Origin of the sequence: Rathayibacter sp. PhB179 (assembly GCF_004345345.1) — a bacterium.
Taxonomy (GTDB): domain Bacteria; phylum Actinomycetota; class Actinomycetes; order Actinomycetales; family Microbacteriaceae; genus Rathayibacter; species Rathayibacter festucae.
Map to the genome: position 1 here is coordinate 86,742 of NZ_SLVD01000012.1, position 15,424 is coordinate 102,165.

The following is a 15,424-nucleotide window of genomic DNA, read 5'->3' on the forward strand; positions in this document are numbered from 1 at the left end:
TGAGCGCGACCGGTGGGGAAGGGACGGGAATTCCTTCGAGAATTCTCCGGTCCGGTGCATCCGCGGAGGCCCCTCGGCCGGAAGTAGTGGTGAAGGCCCTTCTCGAGAACCCACCGACCCGCCCGCGGGTCCCGTCGTGAAAGAGGAACACCGTGACCACCTCCCGCCTCACCCACCGCCTGCTCGCCGGAGCCTGCCTCGGCACTCTCGCCGTCGCCGGTCTCGCCGCCGCCCCCGCGAGCGCGGCCGACGCCGACTCGGCCGACCTCTACGTGCTGCACGCGGTCCCCGACACCCCGGTCGACGTGTACGTCAACGGAGCACTGACGCTCGACGACTTCACGCCCGGCTCGCTGGCCGGCCCGCTCGACCTGCCCACCGGGACGTACACCGTCGCGATCACCGCCGCGGACGCCGCCGACGCGAGCGCTCCCGTCATCGGCCCGGTCGACCTCGCGCTCGAGGCCGGCAAGAGCTACACCGTCGCCGCGCACCTCACGCCCGACAACACCCCCACCGCGACGCTGTTCCCGAACGACATCTCCGCCACCGCGGCCGGAGAGGGACGCCTCACGGTCCGCCACATCGCCGCGGCGCCCGCCGTGGACATCCTCGCCGGCGGCTCGCCCGTGCTGACGAACGTGACCAACCCGAACGAGGGCGTCCTGAACCTCGCTCCGGCCACGATCTCGACAGTGGTCGCCGCGACCGGGACCACCGCTCCGGTCATCGGCCCGGCCGACGTCCAGGTCCAGGAGGGCGTCAACACGATCGTCTACGCCTGGGGCAGCCTGGAGAAGGGCGACCTCGCCCTCGCGACGCAGACCATCGGCGGTCTGCACTCCTCGCCGTCCGGTGTCCCCGCCGGTGAGGCCGGCCTCGCCGCCGACAACCGCACCGACGCGGCCGCGGGCTGGTGGGGCGCTGCCGCCCTCGCCTCGCTCGCGCTGATCGGCGCCGCGCTGATCGGTCGCCGCAAGGCCGCCGCCGGTCGCTGACCGACGCGGACGACCGCCGGTCCCCGACCGGCACCGAAGACCGCCGGTCCCCGACCGGCACCGAAGACCGCCGGCCCGGTGTGCCCCCGCACCCGGGCCGGCCGCCGACCACGACGAGAGGAGGACGTGATGAGCAGGATCCCCACCCGGCCGCGCGCTCTCCTCGTGGTCGGCGCGATCGCGGTCGGCCTCGGCCTCGGCGGCTGCTCGGCACAGGCGGTCGGGGTCGTGCCCGCCCCTGACGCGAGTGCGCCGCTCCCGACGTCGACGCCGGCCGCGATCCCCTCCAGCACTCCCGGCCCGTCCGCCGCCGCGGTGCCGGACGTCCCGGTCGCGGACGCCCGCCTCGGTGCGACTCCCGCGCCGGTGGTGCTCGCGCCGACGCGCCTGGTCGTCGACGGCCTGCCGATCGACATGCCGGTGCAGCCGGTCGGCGTCGCCGACGACGGCACGATGGAGCTGGTCCCCGACACCGACGTGGCCGGCTGGTACCGCTACGGCCGGGGGCTCGACGCCGCCGAGGGGACGACCGTGATCGCCGCCCACGTCGACTCCCTCACCTACGGGCTCGGCCCGTTCGCCGAGCTGAAGAAGGCGCAGCCCGGCCAGCACATCGGCCTGACGGGCGAGGACGGCGTCCAGCGCGTCTACACGGTGGACACCGTCGAGACCACGGAGAAGACCACGGTCGACCTCTCGAGCGTCTTCGTCCAGGACGGCGCCGCCCGCCTGGTCCTGATCACCTGCGGCGGCGACTTCGACTACGACACCCGCCACTACCTCAGCAACGTGGTCGTCACCGCGACCCCCTCGCCGTGACCGCCCGACGACGACCCCGACCGGCCGCTTCCGTGCTCCCGCTGTGAGCGAGCCGTAGCATGAGCCTCACCGCAGCGCCGCAGGCCGCCGAGCCACTCGCGACCGGGCCCCGCTGCCGCCCCCAGTCCAGGAGGACCCCCCTGAGCGACGCCCAGACCCGCGAGCCCGACGACGAGGCCGCCGATGAGCGCGCCCTCGTGCAGCGCCTCGGCCTCCGGTTCGCCGCGGGGGAGGAGTCGGCGCTCGCCGAGGCCTACTCCCGCTGGTCCCCGCTCGTCTTCACCCTCGCCCTGCGCTCGCTCGACGATCGCGGCGACGCCGAGGACGTGGTCCAGCGCGTCTTCGTCTCGGCCTGGACGGGACGCGGCAGCTTCGACCCCGGCCGAGCGGCGCTCGGCGCCTGGCTGGTCGGGATCTCGCGCAAGCGCATCGCGGACGCCCACGAGAACCGCTCGCGCGAGCGCCGGCTCACCGCCGCGCTGGTCGCGGTCGCCCCGGTGGACGAGGGCGAGCCGGCGGTCGACCTCGAGGAGCGGGTCCTGGTGGCCGACGAGCTCGCCCGCCTCGACCCTGTCCCGCGGCGGGTGATGAGCCTCGCCTTCTACGACGACCTGACCCACACCGAGATCGCCGAGCGGACAGGCCTGCCGCTCGGCACCGTCAAGAGCCACATCCGCCGCAGTCTCGACAGACTCCGCTCCCGATTGGAGGTGAGCAGCACATGACCCACCTCGATCCCGACGAGCTCGCCCTCCTCGCCCTCGGCGAGGACTCCTCCGCCGACGTCGCCGCCCACCTCGAGGCGTGCCCCGAGTGCGCTCAGCAGCTGGTCGAGCTCGGCCACGCCGCCGGTCTCGGCCGGCAGAGCCGCTCGCTGACCCTCGAGGCGCCGCCGGCGGAGGTCTGGGACCGGATCCGCGGCGAGCTCGCGCTGGGGACCGCGGATGCGCCGATCGCCCCGGTCACCGCGCTCCCGGTGGGCCGCCACACGCCCGCGCACCGCCGACCGCGCGCTCGCCGACTGCTCCCCGCGGCGCTCGCCGCCCTCGCGGCCCTGGCGATCGGCGTCGTCGGCGGCTTCTGGCTGCAGGCCTCGCAGGGCACCGACGCGGTCGTGGTCGCCCGCGCCGATCTCGCCGCCTTCCCCGACTGGCAGGGCGCGAGCGGCAGCGCCGAGCTCGAGGACGCCGACGGCGAGCGCCGGCTGGTCGTGCACCTCGACGCGGCCGGCGCGACCGACTCCTACCGCGAGGTCTGGCTGATCGCCGCCGACGCCACCGGACTGGTGGGGCTCGGGGTGCTGGACGGCACGGACGGCCGCTTCACGGTCCCCGCCGACATCGACCTCTCCGAGTACTCGCTCGTCGACATCTCCGAGGAGCCCGACGACGGCGACCCGCAGCACTCGGGCGACTCGATCGTCCGCGGGCCCCTTCGCGAGGGCTGAGCGCCCGCCGGGCCGGACCGGCCGAGGCGTCAGACCGCCCCGGTCCGCTCCGCCAGCAGCGCGGTGAGGGCCTGCACGGCCGCGGAGGGACGCTGCGCACTGCAGACCGAGACCTCCCAGACCAGCCCGGGCCAGTCGAGCTCGATCGCGGTCACCCCCTCCAGCGGCGCGATGCCCGATCGGGGCACCACCGCGGGTCCCAGACCGGCCTGCACGAAGAGCGGGATCGCGGGCAGGTCGGCGACCTCGGTCGCGACCCGTCGCGTCGCTCCCGCCGCGCGGAAGGCCCGGTCCACGCTGACGCGGTTGCCGAACCCGGACGGGGTGTCGATGAACGCCGCGCCCTCCAGGTCCGCGGGGGAGGGCCGCACCAGCCCCGCGAGCGGGTCCGCGCTGTCGACCAGCAGCACGTAGCGGTCGCGGACGACGGTCGTCACGGCGAGATCGTCCAGCTCGGCGACCGGCAGCGCGAGCAGCGCCACATCGAGGCGGCCACGGCGCAGGTCCTCCGCCAGCCCGGTCGATCCGCTCGGCGAGGTGCGCAGGAGCAGGTCGACCAGCGGATGCCGCCGCCGGAACGCGCCGAGGACACCCGGCAGGTCGAGGACGTCGAGCGCCGAGAAGGTGCCGACCCGGACCCGGCCGCGGAGCCCCGCCGCGTCCTCCGCCGCGAGCGAGCGCATCCGGTCGACGCTGTCGATCGCCGCGCGGGCCGAGGGCAGCAGCGCCTCGCCGACGGCCGTCAGCGCCACGCGCCGCGTCGAGCGGGTGAACAGCGGCGCCCCCAGGTCCTGCTCGAGCGCGCGGACGGTCGCCGACAGCGTCGACTGCACCACGTAGAGGCGGGCGGCCGCGCGGGTGAAGCTGAGCTCCTCCGCGACGGCGACGAAGGCGGCGAGCTGACGATCGTCCATCCGAGAATCATGCAGGATCGTCGATCAATGCGTCCATGATCCTCCGTTGGACGTGGACGATCGGGAGGAGCAGTCTGGGCGCATGCCGACCACCGGAACCCCCGCCGAGCGCACGACCGCCCGCACCGCCTCCTCCGCCTCACGCCGCCCCGAGCTCGGGCACCACCTCGGCTTCTGGGTGATCGCGGTCGCCTTCCTCTCCGTGATGGCCTTCTCGACCGTGCCGACCCCGCTCTACGCGATCTACCAGCAGCGCGACGGCTTCCCCGCCTTCGTCGTGACGGTGATCTTCGCGGCCTACGCCGTCGGAGTGGTGGCCAGCCTCTTCCTCGCCGGTCACGTCAGCGACTGGCTCGGCCGGCGCCGCATCCTGCTCGCCGCGATCCTCGTCGAGGTGCTCGCGAGCATCGTCTTCCTGCTCTGGCCGGACGTGCCGGGCCTGATCGTCGCCCGTCTGCTGACCGGCATCGGCGTCGGCGCGCTCACCGCGACCGCGACCGCCCACCTCTCCGAGCTCCGCGCGATCGCCCGGCCGGAGGAGGGACCCGGTGCCTCGCGCGCCGTCTCGACCCTCGTCAACGTCGGCGGCCTGGCCCTCGGCCCGCTGATCGGCGGCGTTCTCGCGGTGACCGTCGACCGCCCGCTCGTCGTGCCCTACGAGGTCTTCCTCGTGCTGCTCGTCGTGCTCGGCATCGCGGTCGCCCTCGTCCCCGAGACCGTCGAGCGCCGGGAGGAGCTGCCCGCCTACCGGCCGCAGCGGCTCGCCGTGCCCGCGGCCTCGCGCGGCACCTTCCTCTCGGCCGCCGTCGGCGCGTTCGCCGGCTTCGCCGTCTTCGGCCTCTTCACCTCGCTCGCGCCGACCTTCCTGGCCGGCCGCTTCGGCGAGACCTCGCACCTGCTGGCGGGCGTCGTCTCGTTCGGCGTCTTCGCGGCCGGCGCCGTCGCCCAGCTGACCGCCGCGCGGCTGCCCGTCCGCCGCGCGCTGCTCCTCTCCGCCACGGCCCTCACCGTCGGGCTCGTGCTCGTCGCCTGGGGCGCGGTCGCCGTGGTGCTGCCCGCCTTCATCGGCGGCGGCGTGATCGCCGGGGCCGGCGTCGGCCTGATCTTCCGCCTGGCGCTCGGGGTCGCCGGCTCGCTCGCCTCGGACGAGACCCGCGGCGAGGTCCTCGCCGGGATGTTCCTCGCCTCCTACGTCGGTCTCGCGGTCCCGGTCCTCCTGATCGGCGCGGCGCTCGCCGTCCTCCCCGCGGTCCCGGTGCTGGTCGGCTTCGTGGCGATCGTGCTCGCGCTCGTACTGGTGGCGATCGCGCGGATGCTGCGCTCGGCCGTCTGAGGACGCCCGCCGCGGGAGGCGGGCGCGGCCCGCGACAGAGGCGGTCCCGGCGCTCCATGATGGAGGCATGAAGCTCTTCTCCTTCGGCCGCTCCGACTCCGACCCCCTGCCCGCCGGCGACCGCGGCTCGGGCAAGCTCGACGACTACGACTACGAGCTGCGGCCCAAGTCCAAGCGCGGCGACACCCTCCTGGGCATCGCCGACTCGCTGCCGCACCAGGACGAGCTGGCCCGCGTGCACGCCCTCGGCGAGGAGGAGATCACGGCGGTCATCCCGCGCCGCACGATCGAGGAGGAGCGCACCGATGCGCCGATGCCGGTCCGGCTCTTCGCGAACCACCGGCCGACCGACCTCGTCGGCTACGTGCCCCGCGGGCTCGAGAACGTCGTCGAGGCCGCGCTGGCCCGGCTCACGGAGGCCGGCAAGCAGCCGCGCATCCCCGCCCGCATCGTGAAGGGCAAGGGCGGTCTCCGGGTCCAGCTGCTGATGCACGAGACCCGTGGCTGACGCGGAGGGCCCGGCCGGCGCCGACCGCTCGGCGGCCGGCTTCTGGGACGAGCCGGCCGCCGCGGGTCCGCCGGCCGGCTGGTACCCGGACCCGGCGCAGGTGAACACGCAGCGCTACTGGGACGGCCGCGCGTGGACCGGCGACCTCGCTCCGCTCGCACCGCCCGCGGCCCCGCTCGGCAACGCCGCTGCGACCGCGTCTCTCGTGCTCGGGATCCTGGGCGTGCTCCTGACCCCGATCCCGCTGTTCATCGGCCTGCTGCTCGGCGGCCCGCTCGACGTGCTCGCGGTCGTCTTCGGCGTCGTCGGCCTCGTCAAGGGCGGCGCGCGGCGGGGCGCGGGCGTGACCCGCGCGGTGGTCGGACTCGTCCTCGGCGCGCTGATGCTCGCGGCGATCACCGTCGGGGCCGGCACGATCTGGTAGCCGTGCGGCGGTGACCCCGGGGCGGAGCCGCGCGGCACTCGCGCGGTTCCTGGTCGATCGGGGCCCGCACTGATAGCATGAACCGGTTCCGAATCCGGAAGCGACCGCCGGTCGCCGTCGGGTTCGAACCACGGAGCAGGCCGGCAGGAAGCTGGTCCTCGGTGGTGGAGTCCCGGTTCGCGACATCACGCGCTGCTGCAGCGCAGTGGACGATGTCGGGCAGACCCGGAGCCCTTCTACTGGTGGCCAGCACGAACGCCCTCCACACGACGGCACGGCACGAAGCCCTGCCGTGGGATCGCGTGCGATTCCTGACCGTCATGCCGCTCCGACGAACGCCGGCGCCCAGAGGGGTGCCGCTGCAGACGTTAAGGAGACAGACCTCTTGGAAGGTCCTGAAATCACATTCGCCGAAGCCGTTCTCGACAACGGCTCGTACGGCACCCGCACCGTCCGCTTCGAGACCGGCCGCCTCGCGCAGCAGGCTCAGGGCGCGGTCGCCGCGTACCTCGACGAGGACACCATGCTCCTCTCCGCCACCTCGGCGTCGAAGAACCCGAAGGACAACTTCGACTTCTTCCCGCTGACCGTCGACGTCGAGGAGCGCTCCTACGCCGCCGGCAAGATCCCCGGCTCGTTCTTCCGCCGCGAGGGCCGCCCCTCCACCGAGGCGATCCTGGTCTGCCGTCTGATCGACCGGCCGCTGCGCCCCTCGTTCGTCGAGGGCCTGCGCAACGAGGTCCAGATCGTCATCACGGTCCTCAGCATCGCCCCGGACGAGTTCTACGACGCCCTCGCGATCAACGCCGCGAGCGCCTCGACCCAGATCTCCGGCCTGCCCTTCTCGGGCCCGGTCGCCGGTGTGCGCCTCGCGCTCATGTCCGACGGCTCCGGCAACGACCAGTGGGTCGCCTTCCCCAAGGCCTCGCAGCTCGAGAACGCCGTCTTCGACCTCACCGTCGCGGGCCGCGTCGTCACCAACGAGGACGGCTCCTCGGACGTCGCCATCATGATGGTCGAGGCCGAGGCCACCGACGTCTCGTGGAACCTCATCAAGGCGGGCGCCACCAAGCCCGACGAGGCCGTCGTCGCCCAGGGCCTCGAGGCCGCCAAGCCCTTCCTCCGTGCGCTCGTCGAGGCGCAGTCGAAGCTGGCCGCCGAGACCGCGAAGCCGGTCAAGGACTACCCGGTCTTCCTGCCCTACGCGCAGGAGACCTACGACAACGTCGCCGAGCTCAGCTACGACGAGCTCGTCCGCGTCTACCAGATCGCCGACAAGGTCGAGCGTCAGGACGCCGACGACGCCCTCAAGGCGAAGGTCAAGGAGCAGATCGCCGAGCGCATCGCCTCCGGCCGCCTCTCCGCCGAGGCCTTCGCGCAGGTCGGCGCCGCGTACAAGTCCGTCACGAAGGTGGTCGTCCGCGGCCGCATCCTCCGCGACGGCGTCCGCATCGACGGCCGCGGCCTGGCCGACATCCGACCGCTCGACGCCGAGGTGCAGGTCATCCCGCGCGTCCACGGCTCGGCGATCTTCCAGCGCGGCGAGACCCAGATCCTGGGCGTCACCACGCTGAACATGCTCAAGATGGAGCAGCAGATCGACTCGCTGTCGCCCGTCACGAAGAAGCGCTACCTGCACCACTACAACTTCCCGCCCTACTCGACCGGTGAGACCGGCCGCGTCGGGTCGCCGAAGCGTCGCGAGATCGGGCACGGCTTCCTCGCCGAGCGCGCCCTCGTGCCGGTGCTGCCGAGCCGCGAGGAGTTCCCCTACGCGATCCGCCAGGTGTCCGAGGCGCTCAGCTCCAACGGCTCCACCTCGATGGGCTCCGTCTGCGCGTCGACCCTGTCGCTCCTCAACGCCGGTGTGCCGCTGCGCGCCCCGGTCGCGGGCATCGCGATGGGCCTCGTCTCCGACGTGGTCGACGGTCACACCCGCTACGCGGCGCTGACCGACATCCTGGGCGCCGAGGACGCGCTCGGCGACATGGACTTCAAGGTCGCCGGCACCTCCGAGTACGTCACGGCCATCCAGCTCGACACGAAGCTCGACGGCATCCCGTCCTCGGTCCTCGACGCCGCGCTCAAGCAGGCCAAGGACGCCCGCACCACGATCCTCGCGGTGCTCACGGCGGCCATCGACCAGCCCGACGAGATGGCCCCGACCGCGCCCCGCGTGATCTCGGTCCAGATCCCCGTCGACAAGATCGGCGAGCTGATCGGCCCCAAGGGCAAGACGATCAACGCGATCCAGGACGAGACCGGCGCCGACATCTCCATCGAGGAGGACGGCACCGTCTACATCGGCGCCGTCGACGGACCGTCGGCCGAGGCCGCTCGCGCCCAGGTCAACGCCATCGCGAACCCGACCAACCCCGAGGTCGGCGAGCAGTTCCTCGGAACCGTCGTCAAGATCGCGACCTTCGGTGCGTTCGTCTCGCTCCTGCCCGGCAAGGACGGCCTGCTGCACATCAGCGAGGTCCGCAAGCTCGCCGGTGGCAAGCGCGTCGAGAACGTCGAGGACGTCCTCGGAGTCGGCCAGAAGCTGCTCGTCTCGATCACCAAGATCGACGACCGCGGCAAGCTGTCCCTCGCGCCCGTCGTGGCCGAGGACGCCGAGGCGCCCGTCGAGGTCCCCGCCGAGAGCTGATCCCTCCCGCACGACCGACGCCCGTCCCACTCGCGTGGGGCGGGCGTCCGTCGTTCCCGGGGTGGTGGCCGTCCCACTCCGGTGGGGCGGGCGTCCGTCGTTCCCAGGAGTGGTGGCCGTCCCACTCGTGCGGGGCGGGCGTCCGTCGTTCCCGGGGTGCGGCCGCACCCCGGTGGGCCGGCGGCCCGTCGTCCGTGGGGTACGGTGGCGGGACCGTGCCGTCGCACCGCCCCGACCGGAGGACCCCGTGACCGACTCGACGCCCCCGGCCCTCGCGCCGGAGACGCCCCTTCCGCCCCGCCTCCTCGGAGCCACCGGTCTGCCCGTGCACCCGGTCGCCCTCGACGGCTCCGTCTTCGGCTGGGCCGCGAGCATCGACGAGACCACCGAGGTCCTCGACGCGTTCGCCGAGCTCGGCGGGACGCTGATCTCGACCGCCGACCACTACGCCACCGGGCGCAGCGAGTACATGATCGGCCGCTGGCTCGAGCAGTCCACCCGGCGCGACGAGCTGCTCGTCGCCACCAAGGTCGGCCGCCACCCCGACGCCCCGGGCCTCGCGGCCGAGGACGTGCGGGTCGCGATCGAGGGCTGCCTGGAGCGGCTCGGCACCCGGATCGACCTGCTCTCCTTCGACAGCGAGGACCCGGAGGTCCCGATCGCCGAGAGCCTCGCCGCCGTCGCCCCGTTCATCGAGAACGGCTCGGTCGGCGCCCTGGGCGCGGCGCACTTCAGCGGCGCCGCCCTGGCCGAGGCGGAGGCGGCCGCCCGCGACCTCGGCCTGCCCGCCTTCACCGCGGTGATCGCCGAGTACAACCTGATGGAGCGCAAGCACTACGAGGCGGACGTCGCCCCCGAGGTGCTCCGCCAGGGTCTCGGCACCCTCGCCCGCCTGCCGCTCGCGAGCGGCTACCTGACGGGTCGGCTGCGCCACCGCTCCGACGAGCCGGAGTCGGTCATGTTCGAGGCCGCGCTCGACTACGTCGGCCGGCACGGCAACAAGGTGCTCGCGGCGCTCGACGAGGTCGCGGAGGCGCACGGCAGCAACCCCGGCACCGCCGCGCTCGCCTGGGTCCTCGCGCACCAGGAGGTCTCGGCCGTCATCGTGCGCGCCCGCGGCGCCGAGGAGGTGGCGTCGATCTTCGGAGCCGCCACGCTGCCGATCACCCGGAGCGAGATCGCCCAGCTCGACCGCGCCTCCGCCTGAGCGGCGCCCCCACGGGTCGGCCGGCAGCACAGGCCGGCCCGGCAGCGCCCCGTCGGAGCAGGGGCGCTGCCGGGCCGGCGGTCAGCGACGCAGGATGCGCGCCTCCCACGGCCCGAGCGTCGAGCCCGACGCGCCCGCGACGTTGCCCAGCACCGTCTCGGCTCCGGCCCACTCCTCGAGCAGCGCGACCTCGAGCGGCTCGCCGGAGACGTTGCCGACCACGAGCAGCTCGCTCGCCCCGGTGCGGGTGAACGCGAAGAGCGTCGGATGCTCGGCCTCGAGCAGGGCGAAGCGGCCCAGCTGCACCGTCTCGTCCTCGTGCCGCAGCGCGATCAGCGCGCGGTAGTACTCGAAGACGGAGCGCTCCGCCGCACGGTCGGCCGCGACGTTCACCTCGACGTGGTTCGGGTTGACCGGGATCCACGGCTCGCCCGTCGTGAAGCCGGCCTGCGGTCCGCCGTCCCACTGCACCGGCGTCCGCGCGTTGTCGCGGCTCTGCGCGCGCAGGCCCGCGAGCACCTGCTCCGGGTCCTCGCCGCGCTCCTCCACCGCCTCGGCGTAGTAGTTCAGCGACTCGACGTCGCGGAAGTCCTCGATGCCGGCGAACGGCACGTTGGTCATGCCGATCTCGTCGCCCTGGTAGATGTACGGCGTGCCGCGCTGCAGGTGCAGGAGCGTCGCCCAGAGCGTGGCCGACTCGTAGCGCCAGGCGGCGTCGTCGCCGAAGCGGGACACCAGCCGGGGCTGGTCGTGGTTGCCGAGGTAGAGGCTGTTCCAGCCGCGCTCGGCGAGCCCGTCCTGCCAGCGGGCGAGATTCGCCTTGAGGGCGACGAGATCGAGCGGGACCGGGTGGAACTTGTCGACGCCGTGGTCGATCCCGACGTGCTCGAACTGGAAGACCATGTCGAGCTCGCGCCGCTCCGGGTCGGTGACGAGCACCGCCTCCTCGAGGGTGACGCCCGGCATCTCGCCGACCGTCATCAGCGCGGCGTCGCGCCCGGCGAACACCGCCTCGTTCATCTCGCGGAGGTACTCGTGCAGCCGGGGGCCCACCCCGCCGACGATCCCGGAGCCGCCGCCAAGCCCGTCGATCTCCTCGACGTTCTTGGAGACCAGGTTGATGACGTCCATCCGGAAGCCGTCGACCCCGCGGTCGAGCCACCAGTTCATCATCGCGTGCACCGCGTGCCGGACCTCCGGGTTCTCCCAGTTGAGGTCGGGCTGCTGCACCGCGAAGAGGTGCAGGAAGTACTCGTCGGTCGCCGGATCGAGGGTCCAGGCCGGGCCGGAGAAGTAGGAGCGCCAGCCGTTGGGCTCGGCGACGTCGAGGCCCGCCTCCGCGGTCGCCTCGAGCTCGGCGTCCGGCGCGAGCACCGCCTCCCGAGCCGCGTTCTCGCGCCCCTGCCGCCACCAGTACCAGTCGCGCTTCGCGTCCTCCTGCGAGGAGCGCGACTGCACGAACCAGGCGTGCTCGTCGCTGGTGTGGTTCACCACGAGGTCCATCACCAGCTTGATGCCGCGCTCGTGCGCCTCGGCGAGGAGCAGGTCGAACTCCTCGAGCGAGCCGAACAGCGGGTCGATGTCCTGGTAGTCCGAGATGTCGTAGCCGTTGTCGTGCTGGGGCGACGGGTAGACCGGCGACAGCCAGACGACGTTCACGCCGAGGTCGGCGAGGTGGTCGAGATGCGCGCGGATGCCGCCGAGGTCGCCGAACCCGTCGCCGTTCGAGTCGGCGAACGAGCGGGGGTAGATCTGGTAGACGACCGCGCTCGTCCACCAGGGCGTCGCGGGGGTCGGGGTGAGGGGCTCCATGGCCCGAATCTAGCCGCCACCACCGACGCCGGCGGGGTCGCCGCACCGTCGCCGGGCACCCTCGCGAGACCGCCGGAGAACACCGTGTAACGATCGGATTAAGCGTTCCCGAGCGCCCCGCGAGGCGCCCGCCGCGCTCGGATACCCTCGGTCTCGGCGGACCCGACCGCCGCGGGGGAGTGGGCGAGTGGCGAGGGTGAAGGCCGGCTCCGGCGCTCGGACGATGCGCGGCACCGCGGCGCATCCGCCCCTCGCGGACAGCGGGCCCGTCGTGGCCCCCGCCGCCCTCCGGCGCTCTCTCGGCGACACGGCCGAGGTCCTCTTCCCGCTCGTCCTCGACGCCGCAGCGCTCGCGCGGCGCGAGGTCGGCGGCCCCGACCTGCTCGAGCGCTTCGCGGCCTGGGGCGGCGACGGCGTCGTCGTCGCGGACACGGTCGGAACCGCGACGGGGGAGGAGCGGGTCGGCGCCTGGCTCGCCGGGCACCGCGACCGCGATCGGTTCCGGCTGCTCGGCCGCTTCGGCGGCTCCCCGTCCGCCGTCGCCTCCCCGCGCGCCCTGGTGACCCGCGTCGAGGAGTCGCTCCGGCGGCTCGGAGCCGAGCGACTCGACGTCCTGGCGGTCCGCCCCGACGGTGCCGGACGGCTCGACCAGCTGCTCAGCGCCGTCGAGGTGCTGCTCGCCCGCGGGCTCGTCGGCACCGCCGTCGCCTCGGGGTTCGCCGCCGAGGAGCTCTTCGAGGCGCGCGTGCTCGCCGGCCACGGCCACCCGCGGTTCGCCGGCGTCGAGCTGCCCTACAGCCTGCTCGACAGCACCCGGGCGGACGGCGACCTCGGTCTGGTCGCGGCCGGCCAGGGTCTCTCGCTGCTCTGCACGGCGCCGCTCGCGCACGGCTTCCTCGACGGCGTCGAGCGCGGCCGCCGGCAGCTCGGCCGGCTCCCCGACGGCGTCCTCGCCGCCGCCCACGTCGGGCGGCGCGGGCGGCGCGTGCTGGTCGCCCTCGACGCCATCGGCGCCGAGCTCTCGGCCACCCCGGCCGCCGTCGCACTGGCCTGGCTGCTCTCCCGGCCGGGAGTGACCGCGGCTGCGGTCGCTCCGCGCTCTCCGGCCGACGTCGACGCCGTGGTGCGCGCCGTCTCGCTCGAGCTCGACGCCGGGCACCTGGCGGCCCTGGAGCGCGCCCGCCGCTGACGGGTCGCGCAGGGATCACCCGGTGCAGGTGGCCTAAGCTGTGCCGGATGAACCACGGCGTCGCACTCCCTCTCGAACAGCCGGAGACGACCATCGGGGCCGCCGGCGGCTCGCTCGTCCGCCGGACCGTCCTCTCGAGCGGTGTCCGCATCCTCAGCGAGGCGATGCCCGGGGCCCGCAGCGCGACGATCGGCTTCTGGGTCGCAGCCGGCTCCCGCGACGAGGCGCCCGCCCTGCCCGCGGTCGACGGCCGTCCCGCCGTGCCGTCCAACTTCGGCTCCACGCACTTCCTCGAGCACCTGCTCTTCAAGGGCACGGGCACCCGGTCGGCGCTCGACATCGCGGTCGCCTTCGACTCGGTCGGCGGCGAGCACAACGCGCTGACCGCCAAGGAGTACACGTGCTACTACGCCAAGGTGCAGGACCGCGATCTGCCGATGGCGGTCGAGGTCATCGGCGACATGGTCACGTCGAGCCTGCTCGACCCGGCCGAGTTCGAGACCGAGCGGGGCGTCATCCTCGAGGAGCTCGCGATGGCCGACGACGACCCGGCCGACGTCGCCAGCGAGCGGCTCTTCGAGGCCGTCTTCGGCGAGCACCCGCTCGGGCGCCCGATCGGCGGCACCCCCGCCATCATCGGCGAGGCCACCCGCGACGCCGTCTGGGCGCACTACCGCGCCGCCTACCGCCCGCGCGACCTCGTCGTCACGGTCGCGGGAGCGGTCGACCACGAGGTGCTCGTCGCGCAGCTCGAGCGCGTCCTCGCCGCCGACGGCTGGGACCTCAGCACGCCGGCCGCGCCGGTCGAGCGCCGCGTCGGCGGCTCGGCCGTCTTCACCCGCGGCACCGCCCTCTCGATCACCCACCGCCCGACCGAGCAGGCGAACCTGCTGATCGGCTTCCCCGGCCTGGCCGCCGCGGACGACCGGCGGATGACGATGGGCGTGCTGAACTCGATCCTCGGCGGCGGCATGTCCTCGCGCCTCTTCCAGGAGGTGCGCGAGAAGCGCGGCCTGGCCTACTCCGTCTACTCGTTCGCCCCGTCCTACTCCGACGCGGGGCTCTTCGGCCTCTACGCGGCCTGCACGCCGTCGAAGGCGGGTACCGTCGCCGAGCTGCTGCTGGCCGAGTTCACCCGCCTGGCCGAGCACGGCGTCACCGCCGAGGAGCTCGCCCGCGCCCGCGGCCAGCTGTCCGGCGCGGCAGCGCTCGCCCTGGAGGACTCGGACACCCGGATGTCGCGGCTCGGCCGCTCCGAGCTGACCTTCGGCGAGTTCGTCGACCTCGACGAGAGCCTGCGCCGACTCGCCCTCGTCGGCGCGGAGGACGTCCAGGCACTCGCGGCAGACTTGGCCCGGGGGCCGTCGTCGATCTCGGCCGTCGGAGCGGTCGACGAGTCGACCTTCGCCGGCATCGCCGAGATCGAGACCACTCCCGCGGCCTGACCCGCTCCGAGAACACCCGCTGACCGCGCACCGTCGCGCCGCACCAGGGAGGACCTCCGTGTCCCACTACATCTACCTCGTCCGCCACGGCGAGCAGCAGGACGCCGAGCACGGCATGCCCGACGGGCCGCTGTCGGCCCGCGGCGAGCGCCAGGCCCGGCTCATCGCCGAGCGGCTCGGCGGCGTCCCCTTCACCGGGGCGTGGCACTCGCCGCTGCGCCGGGCGGAGGAGACCGCCGCACGCTTCCAGGCGGTCCTGCCCGGGCTGTCGATCGAGCCGTCCTCGCTGCTGTTCGACTGCATCCCCTCCGGCCCGACCCCGGACATGCCGCGCGCCTTCGAGCCGTTCTTCGGCAGCGTCACCCCGGCCGAGATCGACGCCGGGCACGCGCAGATGCAGGACGCCGTGGCCGAGTTCCTCGCCCCGTCCCGCGAGGACCGCCACGACCTGCTCATCACGCACAACTTCGTCATCGGCTGGTTCGTCCGGCACGTGTTCGACGCCCCGGACTGGCGCTGGCTCGGCGTGAACCAGGCGAACTGCGGCCTGACGATCATCCGCGTCCGCTCCCGCAAGCCCCCGGTCCTCGTCGTCCACAACGACCTCGCCCACCTCCCCGTCGAGCTGCGCACCGGCCTCCCCGAGGCGCAGTCCTACTGACCCCCGCGACGGCGGCG

Annotated in this window: 14 protein-coding genes; 12 read left to right on the top strand and 2 right to left on the bottom strand. The window is 73.9% G+C overall.

Going from position 1 to position 15,424, the window contains the following annotated elements:
• Positions 1-152 precede the first annotated feature (152 nt).
• The 4 genes from EDF43_RS20075 to EDF43_RS20090 all read left to right on the top strand — a co-directional run bounded on the left by EDF43_RS20075 (position 153) and on the right by EDF43_RS20090 (position 3,264).
• Positions 153-998, top strand: coding sequence for a DUF4397 domain-containing protein (locus EDF43_RS20075; RefSeq protein WP_132438262.1), 846 nt, complete (start codon positions 153-155; stop codon positions 996-998).
• A 129-nt stretch (positions 999-1,127) separates the two neighbouring features.
• Positions 1,128-1,817 (top strand): class F sortase, encoded by a 690-nt coding sequence (locus EDF43_RS22455; protein ID WP_132438261.1) that lies wholly within the window; start codon positions 1,128-1,130, stop codon positions 1,815-1,817.
• Positions 1,818-1,876: 59 nt separating this feature from the next.
• A complete protein-coding gene (locus EDF43_RS20085; RefSeq protein ID WP_132438260.1) occupies positions 1,877-2,542 on the top strand; it encodes a sigma-70 family RNA polymerase sigma factor in 666 nt (221 codons plus the stop codon).
• Positions 2,539-3,264 (top strand): anti-sigma factor, encoded by a 726-nt coding sequence (locus tag EDF43_RS20090; RefSeq protein ID WP_132438259.1) that lies wholly within the window; start codon positions 2,539-2,541, stop codon positions 3,262-3,264. The genes EDF43_RS20085 and EDF43_RS20090 overlap by 4 nt, the downstream gene beginning before the upstream one ends.
• A gap of 29 nt (positions 3,265-3,293) precedes the next feature.
• Here EDF43_RS20090 and EDF43_RS20095 read toward each other — a convergent pair whose 3' ends face one another.
• A complete protein-coding gene (locus tag EDF43_RS20095; protein WP_132438258.1) occupies positions 3,294-4,178 on the bottom strand; it encodes a LysR family transcriptional regulator in 885 nt (294 codons plus the stop codon).
• Between the two features lie 82 nt (positions 4,179-4,260).
• Here EDF43_RS20095 and EDF43_RS20100 point away from each other — a divergent pair, with 82 nt between their 5' ends.
• The 5 genes from EDF43_RS20100 to EDF43_RS20120 all read left to right on the top strand — a co-directional run bounded on the left by EDF43_RS20100 (position 4,261) and on the right by EDF43_RS20120 (position 10,300).
• Positions 4,261-5,511 carry an MFS transporter gene (locus EDF43_RS20100; RefSeq protein ID WP_132438257.1) on the top strand — a complete coding sequence of 417 codons (1,251 nt, stop codon included), beginning with the start codon at positions 4,261-4,263 and terminating at the stop codon, positions 5,509-5,511.
• A 67-nt stretch (positions 5,512-5,578) separates the two neighbouring features.
• On the top strand, positions 5,579-6,019 hold the full coding sequence (locus EDF43_RS20105) for a hypothetical protein (protein ID WP_123447888.1): 441 nt from the start codon (positions 5,579-5,581) through the stop codon (positions 6,017-6,019).
• Complete coding sequence (locus EDF43_RS22215) at positions 6,012-6,443, top strand: DUF2510 domain-containing protein (RefSeq protein ID WP_123737202.1); 432 nt, start codon at positions 6,012-6,014, stop codon at positions 6,441-6,443. Before EDF43_RS20105 ends, EDF43_RS22215 begins: the two co-directional genes overlap by 8 nt.
• A 385-nt stretch (positions 6,444-6,828) precedes the next feature.
• Positions 6,829-9,093: a polyribonucleotide nucleotidyltransferase gene (locus EDF43_RS20115; protein WP_123447886.1), complete on the top strand. Its 2,265-nt coding sequence runs from the start codon at positions 6,829-6,831 to the stop codon at positions 9,091-9,093.
• Between the two features lie 247 nt (positions 9,094-9,340).
• Entirely contained in the window at positions 9,341-10,300 is a 960-nt protein-coding gene (locus EDF43_RS20120) for an aldo/keto reductase (RefSeq protein ID WP_165909215.1), read from the top strand.
• A gap of 81 nt (positions 10,301-10,381) precedes the next feature.
• On the opposite strand, the gene EDF43_RS20125 is transcribed toward EDF43_RS20120, so the two are convergent.
• Positions 10,382-12,112 (bottom strand): alpha-glucosidase, encoded by a 1,731-nt coding sequence (locus tag EDF43_RS20125; RefSeq protein ID WP_132438255.1) that lies wholly within the window; start codon positions 12,110-12,112, stop codon positions 10,382-10,384.
• Positions 12,113-12,299: 187 nt separating this feature from the next.
• Here EDF43_RS20125 and EDF43_RS20130 point away from each other — a divergent pair, with 187 nt between their 5' ends.
• The 3 genes from EDF43_RS20130 to EDF43_RS20140 are packed head-to-tail and all read left to right on the top strand — an operon-like array spanning position 12,300 to position 15,407.
• Positions 12,300-13,301: an aldo/keto reductase gene (locus EDF43_RS20130; protein ID WP_132438254.1), complete on the top strand. Its 1,002-nt coding sequence runs from the start codon at positions 12,300-12,302 to the stop codon at positions 13,299-13,301.
• Between the two features lie 47 nt (positions 13,302-13,348).
• Entirely contained in the window at positions 13,349-14,746 is a 1,398-nt protein-coding gene (locus EDF43_RS20135) for a pitrilysin family protein (RefSeq protein ID WP_123737198.1), read from the top strand.
• A gap of 58 nt (positions 14,747-14,804) precedes the next feature.
• Positions 14,805-15,407 (top strand): histidine phosphatase family protein, encoded by a 603-nt coding sequence (locus tag EDF43_RS20140; RefSeq protein ID WP_123447881.1) that lies wholly within the window; start codon positions 14,805-14,807, stop codon positions 15,405-15,407.
• The last annotated feature ends 17 nt before the right edge of the window (positions 15,408-15,424 follow it).